Origin of the sequence: Dyella silvatica, from assembly GCF_026283955.1 — a bacterium.
Classification (GTDB): Bacteria; Pseudomonadota; Gammaproteobacteria; order Xanthomonadales; family Rhodanobacteraceae; genus Dyella_C; species Dyella_C silvatica.
On the sequence record NZ_JAPDPE010000061.1, the window covers coordinates 1 to 21,107 of the forward strand.

The 21,107-nt window shown below is 58.1% G+C and carries 20 protein-coding genes and 2 pseudogenes; 9 read left to right on the plus strand and 13 right to left on the minus strand.

Features of this window, described 5'->3' with window-relative positions; translation table 11 throughout:
- On the minus strand, positions 1–3,374 hold a 3,374-nt coding region (locus OUZ52_RS12975), incomplete at its 3' end, for a beta strand repeat-containing protein (protein WP_266158823.1).
- A 1,085-nt stretch (positions 3,375–4,459) separates the two neighbouring features.
- On the opposite strand from OUZ52_RS12975, the gene OUZ52_RS12980 reads away from it, so the two are divergent.
- Positions 4,460–5,485, plus strand: a complete 1,026-nt coding sequence (locus tag OUZ52_RS12980; RefSeq protein ID WP_266158848.1) for an alpha/beta fold hydrolase — start codon at positions 4,460–4,462, stop codon at positions 5,483–5,485.
- Between the two features lie 272 nt (positions 5,486–5,757).
- Here OUZ52_RS12980 and OUZ52_RS12985 read toward each other — a convergent pair whose 3' ends face one another.
- Positions 5,758–6,126, minus strand: a complete 369-nt coding sequence (locus OUZ52_RS12985; protein ID WP_266158824.1) for a nuclear transport factor 2 family protein — start codon at positions 6,124–6,126, stop codon at positions 5,758–5,760.
- Between the two features lie 178 nt (positions 6,127–6,304).
- Here OUZ52_RS12985 and OUZ52_RS12990 point away from each other — a divergent pair, with 178 nt between their 5' ends.
- Positions 6,305–7,186, plus strand: coding sequence for a LysR family transcriptional regulator (locus OUZ52_RS12990; protein ID WP_266158825.1), 882 nt, complete (start codon positions 6,305–6,307; stop codon positions 7,184–7,186).
- A 210-nt stretch (positions 7,187–7,396) separates the two neighbouring features.
- On the opposite strand, the gene OUZ52_RS12995 is transcribed toward OUZ52_RS12990, so the two are convergent.
- Complete coding sequence (locus OUZ52_RS12995; RefSeq protein ID WP_266158826.1) at positions 7,397–8,266, minus strand: LysR family transcriptional regulator; 870 nt, start codon at positions 8,264–8,266, stop codon at positions 7,397–7,399.
- A gap of 119 nt (positions 8,267–8,385) precedes the next feature.
- On the opposite strand from OUZ52_RS12995, the gene OUZ52_RS13000 reads away from it, so the two are divergent.
- Entirely contained in the window at positions 8,386–9,144 is a 759-nt protein-coding gene (locus tag OUZ52_RS13000; protein ID WP_266158827.1) for an SDR family NAD(P)-dependent oxidoreductase, read from the plus strand.
- 56 nt (positions 9,145–9,200) lie between these two features.
- On the opposite strand, the gene OUZ52_RS13005 is transcribed toward OUZ52_RS13000, so the two are convergent.
- The 5 genes and pseudogenes from OUZ52_RS13005 to OUZ52_RS13025 all read right to left on the minus strand — a co-directional run bounded on the left by OUZ52_RS13005 (position 9,201) and on the right by OUZ52_RS13025 (position 13,122).
- Positions 9,201–10,043: a CPBP family intramembrane glutamic endopeptidase gene (locus OUZ52_RS13005; RefSeq protein WP_266158829.1), complete on the minus strand. Its 843-nt coding sequence runs from the start codon at positions 10,041–10,043 to the stop codon at positions 9,201–9,203.
- A 155-nt stretch (positions 10,044–10,198) separates the two neighbouring features.
- Entirely contained in the window at positions 10,199–11,014 is an 816-nt protein-coding gene (locus tag OUZ52_RS13010; RefSeq protein WP_266158830.1) for an alpha/beta fold hydrolase, read from the minus strand.
- Between the two features lie 49 nt (positions 11,015–11,063).
- On the minus strand, positions 11,064–11,432 hold the full coding sequence (locus OUZ52_RS13015) for a nuclear transport factor 2 family protein (protein ID WP_266158831.1): 369 nt from the start codon (positions 11,430–11,432) through the stop codon (positions 11,064–11,066).
- A gap of 294 nt (positions 11,433–11,726) precedes the next feature.
- Positions 11,727–11,828, minus strand: a pseudogene (locus tag OUZ52_RS13020) (phage portal protein); the annotation flags it as partial.
- 22 nt (positions 11,829–11,850) lie between these two features.
- Positions 11,851–13,122, minus strand: coding sequence for an NADH:flavin oxidoreductase/NADH oxidase family protein (locus OUZ52_RS13025; protein WP_266158832.1), 1,272 nt, complete (start codon positions 13,120–13,122; stop codon positions 11,851–11,853).
- Positions 13,123–13,199: 77 nt separating this feature from the next.
- Between OUZ52_RS13025 and OUZ52_RS13030 the strand changes: the two genes are divergently transcribed.
- Positions 13,200–13,610 (plus strand): MerR family transcriptional regulator, encoded by a 411-nt coding sequence (locus OUZ52_RS13030; RefSeq protein ID WP_266158833.1) that lies wholly within the window; start codon positions 13,200–13,202, stop codon positions 13,608–13,610.
- 211 nt (positions 13,611–13,821) lie between these two features.
- Here OUZ52_RS13030 and OUZ52_RS13035 read toward each other — a convergent pair whose 3' ends face one another.
- Positions 13,822–14,532: a hypothetical protein gene (locus tag OUZ52_RS13035; protein WP_266158834.1), complete on the minus strand. Its 711-nt coding sequence runs from the start codon at positions 14,530–14,532 to the stop codon at positions 13,822–13,824.
- Between the two features lie 169 nt (positions 14,533–14,701).
- Complete coding sequence (locus OUZ52_RS13040; protein WP_266158835.1) at positions 14,702–15,607, minus strand: LysR family transcriptional regulator; 906 nt, start codon at positions 15,605–15,607, stop codon at positions 14,702–14,704.
- Between the two features lie 105 nt (positions 15,608–15,712).
- Between OUZ52_RS13040 and OUZ52_RS13045 the strand changes: the two genes are divergently transcribed.
- Positions 15,713–16,132, plus strand: a complete 420-nt coding sequence (locus OUZ52_RS13045; protein WP_266158836.1) for a nuclear transport factor 2 family protein — start codon at positions 15,713–15,715, stop codon at positions 16,130–16,132.
- 122 nt (positions 16,133–16,254) lie between these two features.
- The gene (locus tag OUZ52_RS13050; protein WP_266158837.1) at positions 16,255–16,854 is read left to right on the plus strand and encodes a nuclear transport factor 2 family protein; all 600 of its coding nucleotides are present in this window, start codon (positions 16,255–16,257) and stop codon (positions 16,852–16,854) included.
- Between the two features lie 158 nt (positions 16,855–17,012).
- Here OUZ52_RS13050 and OUZ52_RS13055 read toward each other — a convergent pair whose 3' ends face one another.
- Positions 17,013–17,201: a hypothetical protein gene (locus OUZ52_RS13055; RefSeq protein ID WP_266158838.1), complete on the minus strand. Its 189-nt coding sequence runs from the start codon at positions 17,199–17,201 to the stop codon at positions 17,013–17,015.
- 213 nt (positions 17,202–17,414) lie between these two features.
- Between OUZ52_RS13055 and OUZ52_RS13060 the strand changes: the two genes are divergently transcribed.
- Positions 17,415–17,570, plus strand: coding sequence for a hypothetical protein (locus OUZ52_RS13060; RefSeq protein WP_266158839.1), 156 nt, complete (start codon positions 17,415–17,417; stop codon positions 17,568–17,570).
- A gap of 491 nt (positions 17,571–18,061) precedes the next feature.
- Here the strand turns inward: OUZ52_RS13060 and OUZ52_RS13065 are convergent, their stop codons facing one another.
- Both OUZ52_RS13065 and OUZ52_RS13070 read right to left on the minus strand, forming a co-directional pair.
- On the minus strand, positions 18,062–19,372 hold the full coding sequence (locus OUZ52_RS13065) for a substrate-binding domain-containing protein (protein ID WP_266158840.1): 1,311 nt from the start codon (positions 19,370–19,372) through the stop codon (positions 18,062–18,064).
- A 166-nt stretch (positions 19,373–19,538) separates the two neighbouring features.
- Positions 19,539–19,775, minus strand: a pseudogene (locus OUZ52_RS13070) (DUF1428 domain-containing protein); the annotation flags it as partial.
- A gap of 272 nt (positions 19,776–20,047) precedes the next feature.
- Between OUZ52_RS13070 and OUZ52_RS13075 the strand changes: the two are divergent.
- A complete protein-coding gene (locus tag OUZ52_RS13075; protein WP_266158841.1) occupies positions 20,048–20,218 on the plus strand; it encodes a hypothetical protein in 171 nt (56 codons plus the stop codon).
- 373 nt (positions 20,219–20,591) lie between these two features.
- Positions 20,592–21,089 (plus strand): hypothetical protein, encoded by a 498-nt coding sequence (locus OUZ52_RS13080; protein WP_266158842.1) that lies wholly within the window; start codon positions 20,592–20,594, stop codon positions 21,087–21,089.
- The last annotated feature ends 18 nt before the right edge of the window (positions 21,090–21,107 follow it).

The window sequence follows — 21,107 nt, forward strand, 5'->3', positions numbered from 1 at the left end:
GCCGAGTTGGTGTGGAAATACTTGATGCCCGCGCCGTTGTTGATGTTGTTGACGGTGTTGGTCACGTTGGTGACGTTCTGGTTGGTCGCGTACAACTGCGAACCATTCACCGCATCGGTGCTGGCCGTACTCAACGTGCCCGCCGTCAGATTGGTGATCTTCACCCCGCCCGCCGGCGCACCGGTGCCGCCCGTGGCGCCGAGCGTGATGGTGTTGCCGCCGGCCGCGTCGTATTTCACCGCAATCGCCGCCGTGTTTACCGCATCGGTATTCAACGCGGAAAGCGCCGCGCCGACATTAGCGTTGACCGTGCTGCCGGTGTTGGCACCGGTCGCACTGATCGCGTTGGTGGTGTAGGAAGGCGCGGTGAATGCACCTGTCGTCGGATCCATCGCCGCACCGCCGCCGAGCGCGCTCACCGTATTCTGGCCGACTTGATTGAGCTGGCTGACGTTGACGGCATCGGTCGCCTGGCTGCCTGCGGCGACACCGGTGATCTGGCGGCCGGTGCCATTGTTGGCGATATTCAACTCACCGCCCGAATTGCTGCTGCCCACGGCATAGCCGGCATAGCCCGTCTGCGCACCGCGAGAGGCCGCCGAAAAACTGCCCAGCGCAACGCTATCCGCTTTGCTGGCATTGGCTTGACGGCCTATCGCGATGCCTTGCGCCGCCGAAGACGCCGAGTTGTCACCGAAGGCCAGGCCGTAACCACCCGCCGCCGTGGTGCTCGCTGCCGAACCAAACGCGATCGAGGACGTACCGACGGCCGAGGTGCCATTGCCGATGCCGATGGCATCGGTGCCCGACACGGTCGACTTGGAAGCGAACGATCCGACGTTGCTGACCGAGATCGCACCGATGCCGCTGGCATTGGCGATGGAGCCGATCGCCACCGAGCCACCATTGGCACCGCTCGATTGCGCACCGTTGCCGATAGCGACGCTATTGTTGGTGCTGGAGCTGGCATTGGCGCCGACCGCGATGCTGTTGCTGCCACTGGCCGTGGCGCTGGCACCCTGCGCGATCGAGCTGCCGCCGGTCGCCGTGGCGCCATTACCCAGGGCGATATCGTTCGCCGTGGTTGGCGTCCCGCTGACACCAGCGACGGCATTGAGACCTTGGGCAATCGCGTTGTTGCCATAGGCCTTGGCGACCGGACCGACGGCGACGCTGTCGGTGCCGACGGCGCTGCTGTCGGCCTTGGTCGAGCTGGCGTGGAAATACTTGATGCCTGCACCGTTCGTGATGTTGTTGACGGTGCTGGTCACGTTGGTGACGTTCTGATTGGTCGCGTACAACTGCGAACCATTCACGGCATCCGTGCTTGCGGCACTCAACGTGCCCGCCGTCAGGTTGGTGATCTTCACCCCACCCGCCGGCGCACCGGCACCGCCGGTCGCACCGAGCGTGATGGTGTTGCCGCCAGCTGCGTCATATTTGACGGCGATATTGGCGGTGTTGTTGACGTTGTTATTGAGCGCCGTCAGCGCGCCACCGACCGTGGTCTGTGCGGTCGGGGCACTGACGGCACCGGTGGCGCTGACGCCGTTGATCGGCTGGCTGAAACCGGTGATGTTGCCGGTGGTCGCGCTGTAGCTGGCGCCGCCGCCCAGCGTGCTTGCCGTCGACGTGCCCAGATTGTTGACGCCGGTCGCTACCGAGTTCAATTGCGAACCGTTGATGGCATCGGTGCTGGTCGCCGAGATCACGCCGGCCGCCACGTTCTGGATCTGCCGCTCGTTACCCGCCGAACCGACCGACACCACACCATTGGCGGCACTCGCTGGACCCGCCGCCGTGCTGCCGTATAAGCCGGTGGTTCCGGTGTGTGGCGCAGCCGTAACGCTGCCGGCGCCTAGCGCCACACTGTTCGCGTTGCTGGCCGTGGCACCGGCGCCCTGGGCAATGGAATTGCCACCGGTCGCCTTAGCACCATTACCCAGAGCGATATCGTTAGCCGTGGTTGGCGTGCCGCTCACACCAGCGACAGCATTCAAGCCTTGAGCAATCGAGTTGTTGCCGTAGGCGTTCGCGGTCGTTCCCAGCGCCATGGCGCTAGTGGCCGAAGCCTTGGCACCCGCTCCGAGGGCCATGCCGGCGTCGATCACCGTGGTCGCGTTGTCGACCGTCGCGCCGACACCTACTGCGATACCACGCGTGGTGTTGTTAGAGGTGTTGGACAAGGCACCGATAGCCACGCCGCTGTTCTGTTGGGTAAAGCCGTTTTGATCGGCGTTTGCCCCGGTACCAAGCGCAAAGCTCTGGCCATAGCTGGTGGCACCGGTACCGATCGCGATGGAGTTGATATCCGCTGCCCCACCCGTAGCCTTGGCACCATTGCCGATGGCAATCGACGAGACGCCGGTGGTTCCGGCATTGGTACCGAGCGCAATGCTATTTCCCGAGGTGGCAACGGCGGTATCGCCGAAAGCCAATGAACCGGCTGCATTAGCCTGACTCGCATTGCCCATGGCCACCGAACCCTGGCCCGTGCTGCTATTGGTATTGCCCAGCGCCACCGCGCCTTGGCCATTGGCGGTGTTGTTGTTGCCCATCGCCAGAGCACCCGTGCCTGTCGCGACATTGGGGTCGCCAATGGCCACAGCACCGTTACCCGTCGCCGTATTGCCGACACCGATCGATACCGCTTTGCCGCCAGTCGCTGTCGCCGTCTGGCCAATCGCCACGGCACCGGCAGAGTTCGCAATGGCGCCCGTGCCTTGTGCAATCGAATTGCCGCCGGTTGCCTGAGCGCCATTGCCGAGGGCGATATCGCTGGCCGTTGCGGGGGTACCGTTCGCGCCGGCTACGGAATTCACGCCAAAGGCGATCGAGCTGTTGCCGTAAGCGCTCGCTTTATATGCGCCGGCCAGCGAGGAATCACCAGTCGCCAAGGAATCGATGCCATAAGCCGAGGCGCGCGTACCGGCTGATGCACCAAAACCTGTCGCGGTGCCACCAGCGCCGGTCACGCTAGCGAAAGCGCCCCAGATCGTCGCGGCCAGATTGTTGTTGGCGTTGGCCGAGCAGCCACCCGCCATGGTGTAGTTGCCGCTGCCGTCTTTCGCCTCGGTCGCGGCCGCGCGGGCAATCCCATCGAGGCCTGCCATGGTCGCGGCCGAGCTGGCCCCCGTGCTACAGCTAGTGAAGTTACCCGAGGAGTTCCAGGCGACGGTATTGGCCATGCCCACCGATGGAACGAGGATTCCCATAGCCATCAAGGCGATGGCATAAGCCAAGGCGGTCAGTTTCGGAAAGGCACGTGACGATGCTGCACTGTCGGTGCTATCGATCGGATTGCTGGCAAGCTCTGAGGCCACCACTACTTGCCCTAGCGCCTGATTCCACACCTTGCTGAAGATCTTGTTCATGGTCGTTGCCTCTCATCACCTGGACATGGAGCAGGGGATGGAGGGAACGTCAGGCACACACCTACCCGCTCGCCCCCGCGAGGGGGCGTCTGGCTTTGCTTCAGCGATGCATCCAGTGCTGTGGCTATTCGCCACACGCTTCAAGGTAGGTGATACCTGCTTCGGTCTCTATGCCCCGTGCTTTACATTCAAATCCCCAACAGGCGACAGCTCAGGGGGAGGCGTCGCCTGCCGTTGGCGTCATTTCGCCAACACACCCCACTCCCTTGGTGTGTGGAAAACTTTTACGTGTGCCATCTCAATCACTCGCTAAAGTTCGAATAAATGAGACTTACATCACGTTATTGTTGGGCGGATTATGTTCGCGCCTTGAATAAGGCCATATCAGACAATTCCTATTTTCGAAACGCACGTTCTTTCGAAATGGAATAACTAAGGCGGGGCACCGACCACTTGACGTTGGCAGGGGGTTTCGCCCCAAGTGAAATGTGGAGGCAGGGTCACTTCACCTGGCCTGAGAGGACCAAGGGAGAAGCGATGAGGAAGTCGCGGTTTAGAGAATGCAGATCGCCTACGCCTTGCGCTTAGCCGAGGGAGGCAGGTGGGCTGATCACTGACGGGTGCCGGCAACCAGCCATCAGCGAAACGACGCTCTACGCGTGGAAGAAGTAAGCGAACCTGGGCGTCAGCAACTGCGCCAGTTGCAGCAGGAGCGCGCGCGGCTCAAGCCACTGGTCGCGTATGTGACGCTGAGTAAGCGGATCCTTTCTCAGGTCATGAGCTGATTTACACGCATCCAAGCATCAGAGATATCCGACTAGACGTCGCCGGTTTTTTGAAGCCGGGTTTTTTGAAGTATTTAAATGGAGTCAGGCCATCGCCGCGTTCGTGGAACATCTTGCGGTCACCAACGAGACTGGCCGACGAGTGCTGCTGCACGAAAGGCATTTGCACCAGCGTGATATACGGCATACCGTCAGTGGCATCGCACCTATGCAAAGTTTAGCCATACCGCTTCATTCCATTTCTGGCGCCAGCTAATCCCGATGATTCGTTGCCTTGCCGTCGTAGCCTTTTTCATTTGTATGGTTGGGGCTTCGCATTCTGAGCCTCAAATCCAACGTCACGATTTTTTCGTAGATGGTGACACCGGGGTCAGGCTATTCGTACGGGAGTTGGTGATACCGACAGGCGTCGGCAGCTCGGCCGGAGGGCCGATTCTGCTATTGCACGGGGCTCGCGTCCCCGGCCTGGCCTCCTTCGACCTACCTGTCCCAGGAGGCTCGTTTGCCGCGGATCTTGCCCAGCTCGGCTTCGACGTTTACGTGATGGACGTGCGTGGATTTGGCCGCTCGACCAGGCCCAAGGAAATGGACGAGCCGCCGGGCCTGCATGCGCCATTGGTACGCTCCAGCCTGGCAGCTCACGACATTTCAGCCGTGGTCGATGCCATCCGCAAGCGCCGCGGCGTCGCTCGTGTCGCTCTTTTGGGTTGGGCGACAGGCGGGCAATGGGCGGGCTACTACGCCAGTCTTTATCCGGAGAAAGTCAGCACCTTGATACTGTTGAATAGCCTCTATCGGGGCAATTCAGCACAGGCTCTCATGGGTCGCGGCACCGATTCGGAAGATCCGGCGCATCCCGGCCATTTCAACCAGGCGAGCTGCGGCGCGTACCGCTTGAATGATGCCGCTTCGCTGCTTCGGCCCTGGGACCACAGCATTCCCATGCAGGACAAGAGTGAGTGGCGTGATCCAGCCGTAGCCAAGGCTTATGTCGATGCCGCACTGGCCAGCGATCCCACGGCACAAGCGCGCAATCCTCCAGGTTTCCGTTCACCCTGTGGCGCCATGGAGGACAGCTTCTACCTTGCTACGGGAAGGCAACTGTGGGATGCATCCCTGATCACCGCGCCTACGCTAATTCTGGCATCCGAAAGAGATTTCTGGTCGCGTGCGGAAGACCGGGAGAACCTTGCGGCTGACCTGGTACACGCTCGAAGAGTGCAAGTCATCGTGATTCCCGGCGCAACACACTTCGTTCACCTTGATCGACCAGACCGAGGTAGGGCGCTGCTTCTGAATTCGATCAAGACCTTCATGGCAAGGTAGCAGGCGCTGGACAAGCAACTGCTCACGGCGCGCCTAAAACAGCGCGCCGGTGCGCTCAAACTCAGCACGGTCACGCATCGGATCGTGGCGCCCTCATTCGTGCATCGGTATAGAAAGCAATCTAATCCGTACCAACAACCGGCGGTGCACCACCTGCTGGCCCGCCCCTGCCGTATGGCGGTGAAATGTAGCGGGCGACCGACCAAGAAATCCTACGCGGCGCGATGTGCTCTTGGCCGAGATGGACAACGTAGTGTTCCCTTGGAGCATTGTCATGCCTTCGAAGTCATCACCTTCTGGACGATCTTCCAGGTTTCATCAACCTTCAAGCATGACAGCACGTCCGTGAAGACCCGCGGTGGGACCTGGAACTTCACCTTCAGGACCGCGAGTTCCTTTCCAACGTCTATCGACAGGATCTGATCATCGCGCTCGAAGCCCTGTTGCTTCGGAGCTTTCATGTTGCGTACGGCTATTAGCCACGTCGCAATCGGCGTCACGCTCACGTTGCCGTCTTCGCCGATCTTTGTCACGGAACTCGATGGATCAAACAGGGACGCAAATTTCTCGGCATCCATTTCATAAGCGGCATCGAAATAGGTCTGAGCGATCAATCGCAAAGCGGGAACATCGGAATTCATAGCTGCCCTCGAAAGTTGGTTGCGCTGAGCCGCTTCATGCGGCCCGGCAGTTTTCCGTGCCAAGCATGTGCATCGGCCAAACGTCTTGGCGTTACGTTGCTGAGCAAGCTTAGGGCGGCTCCACTTATGAGGCTAGATCTGTTGCTATGAAAGGTGTCATGAGTGATATTCATAAATCATGAAAAACGAACTGAACGAACTTGCTACTTTCGCCATGGTTGCCCGGGAACGCAGCTTTACTCGCGCTGCGGCAAAACTAGGTGTCTCGCAGTCTGCGTTGAGCCACACGATTCGCGGGCTCGAAGAGCGGCTCGAACTGCATCTTCTCGCTCGAACAACGAAGAGCGTCGCGCCAACCGCCGCAGGAGCCGCTCTCTTGCAAGATCTGTCTCCGGCACTTGAGCAGATAGCTCAGGCCCTGGACAGAGCGCGAAGCATCCGCCGCCGCCCTGCGGGCCGCCTTCGAATTGTGATGTCACGCTCGGCCGCGGTAATGGTGTTGCTGCCACGGCTCACGACATTCGCCGAGACCTATCCTGACATCGTTCTCGACGTTGTCACCGTGACGGGACCGGTGGACCTCGTTGCGGGCGAGTTCGACGCCGGCATTCAGCTCGGCGAGTACGTCCAGAAGGACATGATCGCAGTGCGCGTCACGCCAGAGTTGCGACTGGCTGTAGTCGGATCGCCGGGCTATTTCTCGTCACGAAGCATTCCGCAGAAGCCGACGGACCTCAGTGATCATCGATGCATAACCCTACGCCTTCCAAGCGGCCCATATCGATGGGAGTTCGAGCGCGGACGCAAGTCAGTCACGATCGGCGTGAACGGCCCACTCATCATCGACGACACGCAGTTGGTGATTCAGGCCGTGCTCGCTGGGGCGGGCCTCGGCCTGGTCTATGAAGAACAGGTCACAGAGCACATCGCTGAGCGCCGGCTTATCCGCGCCCTGGAGGATTGGACACCGCCGATTCCCGGCTTCTTTATGTATTACCCCAGTCGCCGGCATCAGCCCGCTGCACTGTCTGCGCTAGTGAACGCGCTGCGACTCTCGTGACAAGCGCTGGAGGGAGGTCAGGGATGTCCACTTCCGCCCTCTATCGCAGACATTTATCCAGCGCCGACAATGCCGACGAAGTGAGCAGTCGAACCTATCGGTCGTGATCAGCGCGCAGCATCTTGATCGGTATTGGCTCACGGACCGGAATCGGCCAGAAGCGGTCCTCGCGTGACTGGGGCTGCAACGAGTGACCGCGTCCTACTGCCGCTACCAGGCCTTCGCTGCCTCAGTGAGAAGCTGATGACTGATACGAACTCGCTCAACAGCGATGCTGCCCTTGCTGCGCGCAACGTAGATGGACACCTGAGATCTGGCTTTTATGTTCTGGCTGATCAACTGCCCCGTTTGCAGCATGTCAGTGCAAAGGCATTCGGGGACGACTGCTAAGCCGGTTCCTGCGGCGGCGGCATCCATCGCCGCTTGGTAGTCCGGGACGATCGCCGAGGGGAGCTCGGGAATCGATCCGAAAGCGGCGCGCCAGAAGCTGGCAAGCACGGGCAGCGGGCCTTGAATATCGATCAGCGGCAATCCCTTGGGCGCGGCCGACTTGGGAAGGCGCTCGCGCCAGCGTGGCGCGCACACCAAGATCAGCGAGGCCTCGTACAGCAGGTCGTAGTCGATGGCCCGGTGCGGACTGCGCGCCGGCGTCACAGCAAGATCCAACTCCTGCTCGGCCAAGGCTTTCACCAGCGCGGGTGGTGGTGCCGATCGCAAGTCGAGACGGACACCGTATTGCGACAAGGGCGCAAGTCCTGAGAGCAGCAGCCTGGTGAAGCCGCGAGTCGATCCCACATGAATGACGCCTGCCAGCCCTTCGCTCTTCCCGCCCGAGATGCCCACGACAGCTTCCAGCGCATCCAGATGCACTCCCACTTGGCGCTCCAGTTCGTGGGCGGCAGGCGTCGACGCCAATCCGCGGGGTAAGCGCTCAAACAGCTTGCAGCCCAGGCGACCCTCGAGAACCTTGAGATGTCGCGATACCGCGGGCTGAGTCAGATGAAGTGCGTCTGCAGCTCTCGAGATCGAGTTGTGCCGGTAGACGCTGAGAAAGCTTCGAAGGTAGAGCAGATGAGACATACAAATATTTATGGGAGAGTAATCAATAAATGATTTGTTTTGAGTCTATGTCGGTCTCAAAGTCTGGGCAAGACATCCAATCAGGTGCCGCCATGCCTTTACCGCCATCTACGATTCCTATGTTTTCCGATCTTCGAGGCAAGGTCGCCATCGTGACCGGCGGTTCGCGCGGAATCGGAGCGGAAACTTGCCTCGCACTCGCGAGGAACGGAGTCAAGGTCGCGATCAATGGCCGTGACGAAGCGGCCATTCAGGCGACCGTGCTAGCCATCCGTGCGATCCACGGCGAAGCCATGGCCGCGCCTGCGGATTGCGCTCAGCTGTCTTCGGTCGAAGCGATGCGGGACCGCGTCAATGCGGAGCTTGGCGCGCCTGACTTTGTCGTAGCGTTTGCCGGGGGTGGCACCGGACGACCGATGCCGTTCGAGCAGATCACCGAGGAGGACTGGCGCTCGAGCATTGACAACAACCTGACATCTACATTCTTCACCCTCAAATGCTTTCTGCCCGCCATGATCGCGCGTGGCTCTGGATGCATCGTAAACATGGCATCGACTGGCGGCAGGGTGGCGGCAGGAGCCCCCGCTGCCTACGGCGCGGCCAAGGCTGGCGTGATCATGCTTACCCGTCATTTGGCCCAGGAGGTAGGTAAGTGGGGAATCCGGGTTAACTGTGTTTCACCGTCGGCGATTCTGACGGAACGAACCCGGAAGTCGATCTCGGACGAACAAGAACAACAAATGCGCGCCGCTTTCCCACTGGATCGATTGGGGCATCCACAGGATGTCGCAGCCGCGACCCTATTTCTGTTGTCCTCAGCCTCCTCCTGGATCACGGGTGCAACCTTGGATGTGACCGGCGGCCGTGTCATGTCATGAAGGCGTTCCGAAACCGTTCTATCCGGTGCTTCCACGCAGTTGCATCGCACTGGATTTCACAGCGAATAATCGGTCAACGGCTGTAGTGCACTCCGATAGCGTCGTGACGTGAGAGCTACGATTGCTGCAGCCACCAGCGTAAGGCACCCAAACGCGATGAAGCCGCGCTCGTCGCGCTGTGGAGAGCGATCGACCAAGGCGAACAAGTTCAACGTGAGGTTGGCGGTGGTATGGAAAAGCAACGTAACGAGGATGCTTTTCCCAGTGCCTTCATATGCCCACACAAAGAGTACGCGTGCTCCGATGGTGAACATCAAGAATGCGAAGAACGGCATAAACGACTGCGATCCCCCGACGATGAAAAACAAGGGGAGATGCCAGAACCCCCAAATCACTCCGAGGATGACAGCGGCGGATAGCAACTTGCGCCGCTGTTGCAGTCGCTCGATGGCATAAGCCCAGCCGAACTCCTCGTTCACTGAGCCGCCGACAAGAAAAAGCACCAGGAACAAAAGCGGTATTTGCGCAAACGACATGGCCAGCGCAAGCGTGGGCCCACCCAATCGTGCATACACGAACGCCGCACACAAACCGATCAGCGGCACCAGGAACAGTGCCGCAAGGAGATAAATCCATCCAATGTGATACCGCAAGCTACGTTTCGCAAAATCGCGCATGGCTGGCCAGCCACCGTCGCGATACAGCGACACATAAGCGGCGATGAATGGCCCAAACGAGCCCAGAACAACTAAGCCGATCTGCACGGCACCTGGCATCGACAAAACGCCTCTCGAAGCGAGCAGCGGCACCATCCAGACAACCCACGAAATGCTGAAAGCCAGCACGAAGTAAAACACTGGCGACGTCCTGAATACCTGTCGATCGTTTACAGCGCTCATATGCTGCCTTCTTCATGATCAGTGGATGGCGCTGGAAGCGAGCAGCGCACGGGCTCGTCTTTACGATGTGCGGTGCACTGCCCACCTCCAGCATCATGGCGATACCGGAGATGGAGAGTAACGGCTGCGCGAAGCGAGCTATGCGCAGGCAGTGCTCACGCCCCTGCCTCGGCGATAAAAGCCTGCATGTCGGCGAGCAGCCGAGTGCGCTGGGTGTGGTAAATGCCATGCGGCGTGTTCGCGTATTCCACCAGTCGCGCTCCAGGCACCAGCGCTACGGTCGCCTGGCCATGGGCTAAGGGCTCGCTCACATCACGATCCCCATGCAGCACGAGCAAAGGTGTGTCGAACGTGCGCAGGTCATCGCGCAGATCACTACCAATACGGGTGAGAAAGCAGGCGACGAGCGCATGCAGCGATGTTGCCAGCATGGTGTCGATGGTCCGGCGAATCGTGCCGCCTGTTGTACCGGTTTCGGCAGGCAGGAAGAAGCCGTCCGCCCCTTGTTCGAGCCAGTTCGGAAAATCTCCGGTGATCTGATCAAGCACCGGGGCAACCATGGCCGGCGTGAGCTCGCGACCGTTGGCGTCAATCTGGTGCGGCGCCACAGGAGCCACGTAGATAACCCGTGCAATCCGCTCGCTGCCATGACGCGCCAGCAGGCGGCTGCACTCGCCGGTACCCATCGAGTGACCGACCAGGATGACATCGCGCAAATCCAGTCGCTCGATCAACTCGGCCAGATCGTCGGCCAGGCGGTCATAGTCATAGCCTGAGCCTGGCTGATCCGAACGACCGTGGCCGCGCCGGTCCATCGCGATAGTGCGCATGCCCAAGGCGTTGAAATGCAGCATGTGCGGGGCCCACATCTGCGAATCCATGCCCCAGGAATGAACCCATAGCATCGGCTGGCCGCGCCCCCAATCCTGGTAGAACAAGTTGACGCCGTCACTGCTTTGAAAGGTAGACATGGTGAAACTCCGTAGAAAAGCAGACGACCGGAGTCGCCCGCGGGTGGGATTAGGCGGCCTGGGGCACGTTGTCGAGGAAACCGAAGACTTGGCGGATGCGCCCCTGGTCCAACGCGGCGACATCGAAGCCGATCGCAAGGGGCTCGCTGCCATTCGGTGCGTCTAAATACCAATGAAATCGCACCATGTCGTGATGCGTATCCACTGGGCCACCGAGGCGAAACATGTGATGGGGGAACATGGCCTGCACGGCGACAATCGTGGCGTCAATGGCTTCCCAGCCTTTCGCCTGGATCATCGGGTCGGTGTAGACGGCATGCTCGGTATAAAGCCCCTCAATGAGCACGCGTCGGCGCAGCGGGTCAGTCTCGTTCCAGCTCTGGATATAGCGATCGACGATGCTGTGGGCCTGATTCATAGCGATGTTCTTCGGTGGTCGTTGTGTGCCACCAGATTGCCGCTACGTCGTCCCAGAATCGATTACCTTGCAGGTAATGGGTTGATAGGGTCGAAAACGAAACTAGTCTTAGGTGTCGTAAGACGCTGCGGAGCCACGCTGCCACGAATCGCTTACTGAGCCTCTCCGCGCTGGCCAACCTTCAGGGGGTCGGCCAACTCTCGATACTGCTGTCTTGCTGATAGGTGCAACCTATGCAGACTAGAAGACAATCCTCGGTCCGATTCGAGCTGCCGCATAAAAACAGGTATGCGCCGGATCGGTCATGTACAGAATAAAACCCACATGCGAGCCGTTGTCGTAATACTTGCACCGAAACAGAGTAGCCGAGCGATTCAACTGCGCCGAGTGCAACGCGCTTACCTATGCATCGAATGAACTAGATAGCTTCTTCGACGGCATCCGCAGGCATAAGAGCTACGGGGTTGCGCGCCGTCATCCAACGCCGATATCGACGTGCATGTTTCTGGGTACCGAGTTGGTCCCACAAGAATGCCCACAACGGCGAAATATCTGGCTTCGATTGACGGCCGCGACCGAGCCGATGCATCTGGAATCTCACCACGGCCATATAGGCCAATGAGGCTAGTGCCTTGTTCTTCCATCGAATGGGCGCCACCTGCGGATCGCGATCCTTCCCTTCACGCCATTCGCGCGGCAACTGAGGAGCGATCGCCAAAGCCGTGGCGATACCGACCATATTTATGCCGCTGTCGAGAATCTGTTCGGCTACTGCAAGGCGACGGATACCTCCAGTCACCATGACCGGCATTCTCGCCGACGCAGCTATTTCACTGGCGAACTCCAGGAAATACGCTTCGCGCGCCAAGGTACGGCCATCGCGTGCCGTTCCTTGCATGGCCGGGGCTTCGTAGCTTCCGCCTGAAAGTTCCACCAGATCAACGGGTAGTCCGTTAAGCATTTCCACCACTCGGCGAGCATCGCTCACATCGAAACCGCCGCGCTGGAAATCTGCTGAATTGAGTTTTACAGCCACACTGAAATCTGGCGCGACCACGGCGCGAACAGCGCGAACCACTTCCAAAAGTAAGCGTGCGCGATTTTCCAGCGTGCCGCCCCAGCGATCCACGCGCTTGTTACTGAGCGGTGAAAGAAACTGGCTCAACAGATAGCCATGCGCCGCATGTATCTCCACACCCGTGAAGCCCGCCTGCTCGGCCAATCCTGATGTGCGCGCGAAACGTTGAATGACTTCGGCAATGTCATCTTCACTCATCGCTTTGGGGGTAGCGAACATCTTCGACAACTTGCCTAGCTCAAGCGGTATGGCTGATGGAGCCAACGCCTGTTGACCGAGATTAGCTGGGGTCTGCCGCCCTGGATGACTGATCTGCATCCAGAACTGTGCCCCGCCCGAACGGCCAGCACGTGCCCACTCGCGAAATTTCTGCAGCGATTTCTCATTTTCGAGCGCAACGCCGCCAGGGCCAGTCATCGCGCCGCTATCCACCATGACATTGCCTGTCAGTAACAGCCCGGCACCACCTTCAGCCCAGGCCCGATACAGCTGCACCAACTCACGCGTAGGCGCCTGTTCGACACCGGCCAAACCTTCTTCCATGGCTGCCTTTGCGAGGCGATTGGGGATAGTCGAGCCATTGGGTAGGGTTAGCGATTGGAAAGGGGACATGAGGTTTCTCCTAGACATGGAGGCAAGCCTAAGCTTAAAGTTAACTTTAATGTCAAGAGCTACTTCGGAGCATTCCCATGAAGATCGGAGAACTTGCCAAACGCAGTGGGCTCGCCACTTCGCGTATCCGTTTTTACGAATCCAGCGGCCTGATCGGCACCGTCCAGCGACAGGCCAACGGCTACCGCGAATACTCACAGCAGGCCTTGCAGACCCTGGAGATCATCACTTGTGCGCAGCAGGCCGGCTTCAGCCTGGAAGAGATTCGCCAACTACTACCCGACCCAACTCAGGCGTGGCCCTCGCATGACGAACTACTCCTGGGACTCAAGAAAAAAGTGGCCGAGATCGAAGCGCTTCAGCAGCGCCTGGAACAAAACAAAAAACACCTATTGATGATCATCGACAGCGTTGAGAACACTCCGCAAGGGCTTGCATGTTCAGACAACGCCGAGCGGCTAATGACGAAAATGCGCAACAACCAATGAGTCACTAGTCGTCGCTGAGTGGCCATGAAGTCACTACGTCACACTGACCTGATACCAGATTTCCGAGCCAAACTGATCTAAGTAGAGTCCGTCATAACAAAGAAGACAGACCTGAAAAGCGTTATACCGACGAACAGATCATCGGCTTTTTGAAGCAGGCATCGGCCGGCTCCCCGTTCAAGGCGTTGCTCAGGCCGTACCGAAATGCTGCTCAGCCACGTCCGGGCACGATAGGGTCGGCAATACCATCGATCACGGCGTGTGTGCCGGAGGGCGGCAGCCTGATGTCAAACTGTTGTCGATAGGCCTGAACACAAGCCAGCCTCAGATTGTCATTTGCTGCCGACGTCATCCATGCCGGTGGCCACGCGGCGATGGCTTGGCAACGATCCTTCAACACTGAGGGCTCTGGTTGGCGATCCCGCGTCCCGCGATAGCGCAGTAACATGAGATCGGCTTGGATGTTTTTGGCTAGATAATCGAAATAAGACACGTCGTAGGCATTGAGCCTTGGCACGATACGCGGGTCCGCCGCCAGGCCCGCCGCTTTGCGCAAATAGACATCTGCCTGTGTCGGGTCAGATGTCATCCTCCTCGTTCCTTTGTAGAAGTAAGCTTTCAGCAATTCGGGCATCTGTTCGGATGGTGGATCGTCACCCCACCAGGTGATGAGTTGGTCGGCGCTCTGCTCATGGGCAGCTTGTTTCGCTGCCATATCGTCATCGTCCCGATGGTCCACGGCTTTGGACCACAACGCTTCGGGCACCATTGGCACTGCCAAGACTGCGTACGCGGCTTTGCAGCCGAGCGAATGGTCGGTTGACAGGATGTTGCAGCTGTTTGTGGCGCAGCCATTCAGCAGCAGAAGTAATCCTAAGACCAAACATTGCGGGCGTCTGAGAACGCCTGGATTCCAATTCATCGTCGCTCCTGAATAATTTTCCCAATGTGTTGCATCGGTCGGTTGAGCCCACAGTCGAAAGCGGACTTAGCTTCGGTGCACTGTTTGTTCACGACGGCAACCGACAAATCTAAGCCAGCACTGCAAGGTCCGATTGAGAGCTCCCCCGATATGCAGGGAAGTGACCGCGTCAAGCAAGGTCCATCGCTTTATAAATGCCCATAACCCACTCCACAAAGACCCTAACTTTCGTACTTAACCGGCGGCTGGGCGGGTAGACAATGTAAACCTCCAACGGATTTGGTCGATAGGACTCGAGGATGGGTCTTAGCTCGCCTCGTTCGATCCATGGCCGCACGTTGAAATCCATGGTGTGGATAAGACCAAGGCCCGCCAGCCCCGCGGCTAGATGCGCGTTGCTTTCGTTGACCAACACGCTGTTCGTGGTCGGCACCTCAATGAGTTTCCCCCGGTCAAGGAACTGCAGTGGCTGGATCAGCCCAGTTCGCGCCGAAAAATACCCGGCGACGGGTAGATTCTTCTTGCTAATGTCCCCTGGGTGCCTGGGCACCCCGTAGCGTTTTAGGAACGGCGGGCTCGCACAGGTAGTCCACCGCAGCGAACCCAAACGCCTGGTCACCAACGCAGGATCGTCAGCCACACTGCGAATCGCACAATCGATGTTTTCGCCGATCAGATCCAGTGTCCGATCGGTGATGCTGAGTTGCACCTGGATGTCCGGATAACGGGATATGAAGTCCGGTAACGCCGGAATGATGACCGCACTTGCGGTCGACCCCCCCGTATCCACTCGCAGTGTTCCTCGAGGGTTGCGCTGCGACCTCCCGAGCGTGGCTTCGATCTCTTCCAGTTCGCTCATCACATGTCGCGTGCGCTCATAGTAGGCCGCGCCATCCGCGGTGACGGTGACTCGCCGCGTGCTGCGTTCAAACAGCTTGACGCCCAGATGGCGCTCAAGCATCTGAATCGACTTGCTGACCGTGGCGTTGGGCATTTGCAGCGACTCCGCCGCCCGGCTGAATGCGCCGGTTTCCACGATCCGGGCGAAAACGCGGATGGCCTGAAAGTGATCCATTATTCACCCATGTAAAAAGATAAACCACTTTTCCCCAGTTTATCCAAAAAATGGCAATCGGTAGGCTACATCGCATCGCCCCTCCCATGCATGTGGAATCCAGTCATGAGTGCAAAGAGCAACCAGGACATCGCTAACGCCTTTCTCGCCAAGTTGGGTTCGGAGGCTAGCCCCGATGAGATCGCAGCACTGTTCACAGAGAACCTTGCTTGGAACATTCCCGGTGATGTGGGAGCGCTCCCGTGGCTGGGGCGGAAGATCGGACGCAGCGCTGTAGCTGACTTCGTTCGCGACACCCGAACCATGATCGAGCGAATGAGCCTTGCGATCCACGACGTCCTCGCCAGCGAAGCGCGCGCGGTGATCCTTGGCGAACTGAAGTCCCGAGTTAACCATACGGGCAAGTTGATAGAGACGCCGTTCGCCATCGCACTGACCTTTATCGACGGCAAGATCGCCTCGTACGTGATGCTCGAGGACAGTTTTACCGTCTCTCAGGCCGCTCGCGCCCAGACAAGCTCATAGCGCCAGAGCGTGCCGACTAGGCGAAGCGATCGTGACAACGACGATGCTGCGCATGACCTTCCCCTGGATGGCGTAACCGTCAAGGGGAACTACGACTCTCTAATGCGAGACAGAAAGCGACCATGAAATGCACCATCCGAGCTTCCATCCTCATCGCTGCAGCGAGCTTCTTCGGCAACGTGGTGACTGTTCACGCTGGGCCTGCACTCTCAGCGACTCAGTCCTCGGCTAGCAGTGCGGATACGGTCGCGCCTACGAGCCGCATCGATGGTCCGCGCATCGAAGAGAATCGACGGCTGGCCAGACAACTGCTTGAGAAGATGGGCAACGGTGATACTCCCGAAGAGATCGCCGCGCTGTGTACGCCGAACCTGGACTTTAATATTCCCGGCAACGACGGCGTGCTCCCATGGGTGGGACATCAGCATGGACGCAACTCCATGGCGACCTTCGTACGTGACAGTCGGCATATGGTCAAACGCATTCGATTCGAAGTCACGGATATCCTGGCGGATGGAGATCGCGCCGTTATTTTGGGTGGCCTCGCTACTCAGATAGTGAGCACTGGAAAGGTAATCAACACGGCGTACGCCATCGAACTGACGTTCTCCGGTGGAAAGATTTCGAGCTTCCTCATGTTGGAGGACAGCTTCGCGACGTCGCGCGCCGCCAGCATGGCGATGTTGCCCGACTCGTCAGCGTATGCCCGTGGCGGCCAATGACGGCAGATCCAAGTGCGCGACATAGTAAGAGTGGCTGTGAATAATGAAATTGCCGCCAAAGAAGATGGAGCAATCACCATTACGACGCGGAGCAATGCCCGGCCCATTCTTACCCTTATATCCATCTCTTGACCGGGGAAATGATGAACACCTCTGAGCTAATGGATGCCACAGGCCAGCTGCTTCTGCGCAATCTGCAGGATGTTTTCGGCGAGGTTTTTGCTGATCGCCGACGCGCAGCCATCAAGGAGATATTCACCGAGGATTGTGTTGCGTGCCTTCCTTTCGGTCGGTATGTCGGCCACGAAGCACTCAACGAGGTCGCCGGCATGCTTCGCGCGGGACATCCAACCTATGTCTATACACCGCATGGCCCTGCACTGTATGGCATGCGGCTCGGGACCTGTCGCTGAGCCTCCGCGATATACGGGCATCGATTTCATCACTGTTCGCGGCAACCGAATCGCGTGGCTTTACGTCTTTCTTCATTCGGACCCCGCTTGATACGCGTTGGTAATCTCAAGTGTGAGGTACCTGATGCGTGTTCCAGAGATGGCATCATGCAGATTGGCATCATCGGCGCCGGGCAGGACGCCAGTCCTTTGCAAGCAAAGCGGTCAACGCAGGGCATCACATCGTCTTCAGCAATAGCCGTGGCCGACAGCCTTGCCTCGCTTGTGAAGCCGTTTGGCGCGCTGTCCACGGCAGGCACTTAGAGGATGCGGTGAATCACTCTGTCGTTCTGCTTGCGATGCCATGATCAAGAGGTGAGGAAATTCTCCGAACGATACCGCTTGGCATGACCATCTCGACGGCGTCAGCCCCCAGGCCTTCGAACAGACCTCACCGTGAGGCTGATCAGGCCAGTGCCTTATTTTCCGGGATAGTCCAATCTTCGACTATTGGCATCCACAAAGACGGGTGCGCTGCTGGGTTGCTGTAATCATGAGTTAGCAAGTGGTAAGCAGGCGCTTTCCGTTTGTTGGCCATTCGGTCCAGGGCAACGCCGCACTCTGTATTGCCTGTCAATCGCTTCAGCTCATCGCACTAGTCGGGACGATAGCGTGGCTCGTTGCTATCGCTATCGTGGTCCTACAGGGATGTCCGCCTTGGAAGCGGACACCCCTTCCGAGCAGCATCCTAGCGACAACCGTCGCTAGCCCAGCGTTGGCTCTACATCCGCCAGGTTGAGATGAAAGGCCCTTACTCAGTTAACGATGCAGCCTGCCACTTGCGATGGGGTGATGTTGGTATTGAGAAACGCCATACCGGTGTTGACCCCTATGGTGGTCAAACCTACGCTGTAGGTTATCGACGCGTTGTAGGGCGCGGCCAGCAGATTTCTTACATTGATGAGATCCGAACCATTCGATGCCGTATTCGCCATGAGATACGAGATGGCAACCAGGGGATACGTCGTTGGTGGGAACGTGGGGTACGCGTACGCTTGCGGCTTTACCAAGGCGATGCACGGTGTGGTCGGTGGCGCTGGCGATAGCACGGGCTGACCCGTAGTTGCATCCGCACCGTTTATCAACTGGTTGTAGACCAGGTCGCTGGCATTGATCGTAAATCGACCCGTTGCCGGGTCCGCGAAATCGGCGATGGGATCCAAGGTATCGATCGTGGCCCAAGAAGCAGCGGCATTAAGGACATCCGCCACTCCCGCATAGGCGAGCGTGCCGTTCGTATTCACGACCGTATTGACGACATTCTGATCCCCACTTTGGGCAATCCAGGTGCTGGGAAACGTCGGCTTGCCTGCCACGCCGGGGAAGTACAGCGAGACCACTTTCTTGAACGATGGATCGGCAATGAAATGCTGTGTCGGCGTACCGCTGCATATCGCCGCCAAATGATTGCTGAGTGCAAACGTGGTTCCACTGTCATCGGAGTCGTAAACCACTTGGATAGGACCCCAGGCTCCGGATGGCAGATCGGACCAGTCAGTGATCTGGCCGGAGAAAATTTTGCACAGATCGGCATCGGTTAAATTTAACGCCTGCAGATTCGCCACGTTGAAAGTGATGGCGATGGAGGAGGCCACTGCCGGAAACTGCACCGGCAGGCTGCCCACGCGATGGGCCTGGTAGTTGTCGTAGTCGGATACGGTTAGCGGTGAATCCGAGGCTATGAAATTGGGCTGTTTGAGATCACCACGATTCACTACGGTGGCCCCGAATCCCGTGGGATCTACGCTACCGTCCGCACAGGGGGCCTGCACGGAGCTGGAGGAAACCCCTTCAAGAAGTTTCTTCCCCATCCCACTTCCGTTCATGCAGTACGAGATCGAAGGATTACCGAGCTGTGCTGAAAAGACGCCAAAGAGTGAGGGAAATATGGGAGCGATTTGTTGTCGATGAGTGACATCGCCGACAAAACCCAGCGCCGGTAGCGTGGCTCCCCCACCTACAAGCGTGCTACCTGCATGAGCCATCGAGGTGAGTGCGCTCATCCCTAGTAACACAGCAGCGATCAACGTATTCAGTCGTACCTTACTCAGATATTCGCAAGTCATGATCTATTCCTTGCATGGGTACCTCCGGGATGGAGGGCTATGAAAGTTTTAGATCACATCAATGACCGTGTGACTTAGCCTTGAAGGCAGTAACCATGAAGGGGAAGTGACAGTTTGAGACCACCATCGGAGGCGGACGTTGCTTTGAAAGCGCGCAACTCAAAGCTGGCAGGCTAACCACTGGCTTAAAGCCGCCAAAGATCATTCGTTTGCCACCGAAAAGACAGTCACCGGCGGCATCCATGCGCGGGTCTTGCATGAATTTCGCCATGCCGGCATCGCGAGTGACCTTGTCGGGCAACTCCACTCAGGAGAACACCACGGATTCATCCTGCGTCGCCTGCACGGCACGGCGGAAATCGGTGAGCTTGCCGTCGGGCACCTCATCACCCCAGCACTCCGCCAGGGTATAGCTGTAGCTTGTGGTATCGACTTGGGTGCCTTGCGTCTGGTGCTATTGCGTTTCGTGCACGCTGGCATGACCTCGCCAAAGGCACGGACGTATCGTGCTGGCCGATAAGAATGGCCATGTGAAGATTTTGCGCGGAGACTTCGCCAGTCAGGATGAGGCCAAACGTGCAGCCGAGGCGGAGTTAGCCCGTGTCAAACGCGGCGCGTCCGCGTTTGAGCTGCAACTGGCCCTAGGACCGTCCAGACGTCTACCCCGAAATGCCCGTGAAACTCAAAGGCTGGCATACCAGCATCGACATGGTGGACTGGATTGTTACGAAAGCCAGTCACCGCCTCGACAGCAGCAGCGATTACACCACATCACTGGAGCTGGAAAACAAAGCGACGGCGGAAGATCACGTCGCCGAGGATGAGGACAACGGCAGCGAGCTGTGAATCGTGATTTAGGCAACGCAGCCCCACGATGCAGCATATGGTTGCCTATCCTCGGAATACCTCAATGAACCGTCGCCTGCCCCCGTTGCAGGCGGACAGCAATATCGCACTGAACCGGAATGGGCGACGGAGATTGAGACTCATCCAGAGGTGGAAGACGAAGTTTCGGGAGTGGAGAAACGGATGGCGTTACCTAGGCACGAGGCGCAATTACTTGCGCCCAATATATAGATTATTAGATCGTGCCATTCGTTGATAATATTTAATTACTTAATACCATGTGTTTTTACTAACGCCACTTTATTCACAATGACTGAATTAACTTGAGAGCATTCTCCGCAGGCCTCAGTCAGGGGCTAATCGGAGAACTGTGATGAAAACGAAAAAATTATTTCTGTTGCTTATCGCACTTATACTCGCGACTGCTTTGGTTCCGACAGCGGCATTTGCTTCTCACGCGGAGAAATACTGCTTGTCGGACTTGGGTATGTTGTCAGCCGCAGCCTCGGATGGCTCGTGCCCTATTCTGAATAAGGCAATTCTACTTTCGATTGATGATTCGGTGACTGAGGTGTCCGTAAGTGCCGAAATAAACGCCGATGGGACTATCGCATCCCAGTCGAAGGACAAAGGAATGAACTGGATTACTTCAAGTTCATACAATTCATCTACGGGCTATATCTTAAATTTTGCCAACGGCGTTTTTGCCAATCACGTAACTTGTGCAGTTACAGTATTTTCAAGTGGTCCTGGCATCCTCGTTTCAACTATCCATTCCGAGTCCGTAAGTGCACTTAGTTACTCAGCAAATAGTGGTATCATCGCAAATCCGCAAGCAGGGGATGCATCGGTCACCTGCAATGGCTATTGATGCCGCTTTTTTTGAGGT

Coding starts and splice junctions, on each gene's coding strand:
- OUZ52_RS12980 (WP_266158848.1), top strand. CDS start 4,460: ATGGTTGGGGCTTCGCATTCTGAGCCTCAAATCCAACGTCACGATTTT.
- OUZ52_RS12985 (WP_266158824.1), bottom strand. CDS start 6,126: ATGAATTCCGATGTTCCCGCTTTGCGATTGATCGCTCAGACCTATTTC.
- OUZ52_RS12990 (WP_266158825.1), top strand. CDS start 6,305: ATGAAAAACGAACTGAACGAACTTGCTACTTTCGCCATGGTTGCCCGG.
- OUZ52_RS12995 (WP_266158826.1), bottom strand. CDS start 8,266: ATGTCTCATCTGCTCTACCTTCGAAGCTTTCTCAGCGTCTACCGGCAC.
- OUZ52_RS13000 (WP_266158827.1), top strand. CDS start 8,386: ATGTTTTCCGATCTTCGAGGCAAGGTCGCCATCGTGACCGGCGGTTCG.
- OUZ52_RS13005 (WP_266158829.1), bottom strand. CDS start 10,043: ATGAGCGCTGTAAACGATCGACAGGTATTCAGGACGTCGCCAGTGTTT.
- OUZ52_RS13010 (WP_266158830.1), bottom strand. CDS start 11,014: ATGTCTACCTTTCAAAGCAGTGACGGCGTCAACTTGTTCTACCAGGAT.
- OUZ52_RS13015 (WP_266158831.1), bottom strand. CDS start 11,432: ATGAATCAGGCCCACAGCATCGTCGATCGCTATATCCAGAGCTGGAAC.
- OUZ52_RS13025 (WP_266158832.1), bottom strand. CDS start 13,122: ATGTCCCCTTTCCAATCGCTAACCCTACCCAATGGCTCGACTATCCCC.
- OUZ52_RS13030 (WP_266158833.1), top strand. CDS start 13,200: ATGAAGATCGGAGAACTTGCCAAACGCAGTGGGCTCGCCACTTCGCGT.
- OUZ52_RS13035 (WP_266158834.1), bottom strand. CDS start 14,532: ATGAATTGGAATCCAGGCGTTCTCAGACGCCCGCAATGTTTGGTCTTA.
- OUZ52_RS13040 (WP_266158835.1), bottom strand. CDS start 15,607: ATGGATCACTTTCAGGCCATCCGCGTTTTCGCCCGGATCGTGGAAACC.
- OUZ52_RS13045 (WP_266158836.1), top strand. CDS start 15,713: ATGAGTGCAAAGAGCAACCAGGACATCGCTAACGCCTTTCTCGCCAAG.
- OUZ52_RS13050 (WP_266158837.1), top strand. CDS start 16,255: ATGAAATGCACCATCCGAGCTTCCATCCTCATCGCTGCAGCGAGCTTC.
- OUZ52_RS13055 (WP_266158838.1), bottom strand. CDS start 17,201: ATGTCCCGCGCGAAGCATGCCGGCGACCTCGTTGAGTGCTTCGTGGCC.
- OUZ52_RS13060 (WP_266158839.1), top strand. CDS start 17,415: ATGCAGATTGGCATCATCGGCGCCGGGCAGGACGCCAGTCCTTTGCAA.
- OUZ52_RS13065 (WP_266158840.1), bottom strand. CDS start 19,372: ATGACTTGCGAATATCTGAGTAAGGTACGACTGAATACGTTGATCGCT.
- OUZ52_RS13080 (WP_266158842.1), top strand. CDS start 20,592: ATGAAAACGAAAAAATTATTTCTGTTGCTTATCGCACTTATACTCGCG.